Here is a 2937-nt window from a genome sequence, read left to right as displayed (position 1 = left end):
ATAACGATGGTCCGGTGACCATCTGGTTGGAGCGCTCCGCTTAAGCGGATGACCCCGCCCTCCGGATCTCCCTCCCCATGGCCCTTCAGGCCGTCGAGAGGGGAGATCAAAACCGTTTGGGGGTGGGCCGGGCGCCAAAGGCGCCCGGCCCACCCCCAAACGGTTTTGATCTCCCCTCTCGACGGCCTGAAGGGCCATGGGGAGGGAGATCCGGAGGGCGGGGTCATCCGCTTAAGCGGAGCGCTCCAACCAGATGGTCACCGGACCATCGTTATGGATCTCCACCAGCATATGGGCCCCGAAAACCCCCATCTGGACCGGGATGCCCTCGGCGCGGAGGGTTTCGGCAAAGCGTTCGATCAAGGGACGAGCATGCTCGGGCGGGGCAGCATGGATGAAACTGGGGCGTCGCCCCTCATAAGGATCCGCGTATAGGGTGAATTGGGAGACCACCAGCGCCTCCCCCCCGATTTCCTTCAACGAGCGATTCATTTTCCCAGCCTCGTCCTCGAAGATCCGCATGTGGGCTACCTTCCTGGCCAGCCAGTCCGCTTCTGCCGGCGTGTCCGTATGGGTGACCCCCACCAGCAACACCACCCCGGGTCCAATACGGGCTACGGTTTCGCCTCCCACATGCACTGCCCCCTGGCGAACGCGCTGGACCAGGACACGCATTGCATTCTCCCCCAACAGGATTGTCTTAAGGTAGGCGTTACGCGGTTGATTTTCTCCTAAGGGCTTTGGGGGCGGAGCCGCGCGCCTTCGACCGTGGCCCTACCCCCAGAATATTTTGGTGGGGCCGTTCCATCTCTTCCCGTGAGCTCCGGATCGCGTAACTCCTACCAGGCATGATATGTGAGCAGCCTCCTAATGGCGTCCGAACGGAAAGGCCCCCACGCTGGCCAAAGCGATCAGGATCAGGATCAGCGAGAAGCCGTAGGCGACCAACATCCCGCGGGCACGGATCGGGTTTTCCCGCTCCCGAAAGGCCGTGGCTGCATGCGCGGCCCCGGCCGCCAGTAGGCCCCAGATCGGGTGGATCACCTGAACGGAAGTGAGCGGCTCACCGCTGAGCCGCTGGGCCAGCCAGAGCAGGATCCCAAGGGTGACCTGAACATCCAGAAGCATCGGGTAGAAGCGAACGGCGCGCTCCAACTCGGTGGAGAGTTGGCCTCCCCGATAGGCCCGGATCAGCCCATAGAGGGCCCCGATGGCTCCCAGGAGAACGACCCAACGCCACACGCTATGAAGGATCAGCAGCACACCCATAAATACCCTCCGCGACCGTGATGGTGTGATCGATGGCCGCAAAGAGGTCCGAACACACGGCCCGAGCGCTTTGCCCGTTTTGAATTTTGGGGTTTTCAGGGATTGGGCCAAAGACCAAGCACGGGCGCTGAAGCGCCCTACTCCAAATAGCCCCCGGCCCCCAAAGAATCTCTGCTCTCCCCTTCCCGTAGCCCAAAGGACTGCGGGAAGAGGAAGGGAAGATGGACGAAGCCCTATCACAGCTCTAATCCCTCCCCATTGGGGGTGGGGAATCGAGACATTTTTGGGAAGAGGCAGGCCGCCCGCAGCAACCTGCCTACTTCCTGGAAAAAAATAACGTGATGACACCCTATAATATTAGTGGAGCCCCTGTAGGAGGAGGAGATATGCGTTCTTATCCCTTCGCCCGGCTTCTGATCGGGTTGTCCATGTTGGTTCTTGCGTGTGCCCGTCCGCCTTCGCCGACTCCGTCCCCCACCCCGCCGACCGCTCCCCTTCGACCGACGCCGACCATTCGGCCGGATCTTCCGCTCCCCCCCGACGCATTCAACCTCGATGTGACCGCAGCCCGCATCGCCTTTGATACACGGTTGAGCGTTCAAGAGCTGGTGGAATTCTATAGCACTCGAATGCGTGAGCAGGGCTGGCAAGTGCTGGGAGCCCCGGCGCAATATGGACAAGTGGGCAACTTGCTCTTCCAGAAAGAGGGGATTGTGGTCAACATCCAGTATCAGCATAACGATCTGACCCAGACCACTTCCGTGCAGATCACCCTACCGTGAAGGAACCGGGCCTCATCCGAGGGGCGCGGGGTGCGTCGCAGGCACACCCAAAGATCATTCCCCTCTGGCGCCCCAGACAAACGAGGTGGGGGAAGGGTAATGATCCACCCTTCCCCCACCTCGTTGGCCTGCCCCGTAAGCGGGTCACATGACCTCAACAGTCATCTCCTCATGGACGATCTCCGCGAAGCGGTCTAGGTCGAGAATGTTCAGACGCATTTGTTCTGGGCCGTCTCCTTCCTCTGGGGGCTCCAGGACGATATCGGCCACATCCTCTAGCAGCGCCCGCTTGGTGGCGATGCCCAGGCGTCCGCGCAATTGCTCCGGCGTGAGCTCCGGATAATAGGCGGCCAAGGTATCGAAGTCGATGGCCGCCGCCGCAAGGTCCTCCAGGAAAAGCTGCTTGGCGAGAATGTCTGCTGCGTAGCGCTCCAGCGGGTTGCTCCGCCGGCGCCCTCGTCGCCCTTTCTGGAAAGATTCTTCCGCCATCGTTATTTTCCCCTCGGGGGATCCTCCTCCCGAGTATACGCAATCTGTGAGCATTCGACAAATTGTTTGGTTATCCCCTCCGTTATCCCGAGGGGCTTAGGAGCGGCGAGGCTGCCTTCAGTCATCCCACCGCTCTGAGAAATTCTTCCCGTCTTCCTTTCCCGCGCGACTTCACCGCACGGGGAAGGAAGAAGAACAGTTTTCTGTGAGGCGCGGCCCGCGCGTCACAGAAATTTCATGAGTTAAAAGATCATCTTTGCGGATTAGGATAACTACTGCGTCTTGAGGATATGGGATGGTGCAGGCCAACGGCCCCACCTCCTAGATCCACCTTCCCCATGGCCCTAAAGGCCGTGGGGAAGGTGGATCAAAAGCATTTTAGGGGCGAGCCGGGTGC

4 protein-coding genes are annotated in these 2937 nt (G+C 60.6%); 1 reads left to right on the top strand and 3 read right to left on the bottom strand.

What is annotated here, in order from left to right:
- Positions 1–231 precede the first annotated feature (231 nt).
- Complete coding sequence (gene dtd / locus ACFMO5_RS10230) at positions 232–675, bottom strand: D-aminoacyl-tRNA deacylase (RefSeq protein ID WP_376792649.1); 444 nt, start codon at positions 673–675, stop codon at positions 232–234.
- A gap of 192 nt (positions 676–867) precedes the next feature.
- The gene (locus ACFMO5_RS10225) at positions 868–1269 is read right to left on the bottom strand and encodes a hypothetical protein (RefSeq protein ID WP_376792648.1); all 402 of its coding nucleotides are present in this window, start codon (positions 1267–1269) and stop codon (positions 868–870) included.
- Positions 1270–1655: 386 nt separating this feature from the next.
- Between ACFMO5_RS10225 and ACFMO5_RS10220 the strand changes: the two genes are divergently transcribed.
- Positions 1656–2051, top strand: coding sequence for a hypothetical protein (locus tag ACFMO5_RS10220; protein ID WP_376792647.1), 396 nt, complete (start codon positions 1656–1658; stop codon positions 2049–2051).
- 144 nt (positions 2052–2195) lie between these two features.
- Here the strand turns inward: ACFMO5_RS10220 and ACFMO5_RS10215 are convergent, their stop codons facing one another.
- Positions 2196–2540 carry a hypothetical protein gene (locus ACFMO5_RS10215; RefSeq protein ID WP_376792646.1) on the bottom strand — a complete coding sequence of 115 codons (345 nt, stop codon included), beginning with the start codon at positions 2538–2540 and terminating at the stop codon, positions 2196–2198.
- Positions 2541–2937 lie beyond the last annotated feature (397 nt).

It is taken from the genome of Thermoflexus sp. (assembly GCF_042408365.1).
Taxonomy (GTDB): Bacteria; Chloroflexota; Anaerolineae; order Thermoflexales; family Thermoflexaceae; genus Thermoflexus.
Note: the sequence above shows the minus strand (reverse complement) of the source record. Positions and strands in the feature narration are given on the sequence as shown.

Excerpts from the sequence above, each read along its gene's own strand:
- dtd (WP_376792649.1), bottom strand. The coding sequence starts at position 675 with ATGCGTGTCCTGGTCCAGCGCGTTCGCCAGGGGGCAGTGCATGTGGGA.
- ACFMO5_RS10225 (WP_376792648.1), bottom strand. The coding sequence starts at position 1,269 with ATGGGTGTGCTGCTGATCCTTCATAGCGTGTGGCGTTGGGTCGTTCTC.
- ACFMO5_RS10220 (WP_376792647.1), top strand. The coding sequence starts at position 1,656 with ATGCGTTCTTATCCCTTCGCCCGGCTTCTGATCGGGTTGTCCATGTTG.
- ACFMO5_RS10215 (WP_376792646.1), bottom strand. The coding sequence starts at position 2,540 with ATGGCGGAAGAATCTTTCCAGAAAGGGCGACGAGGGCGCCGGCGGAGC.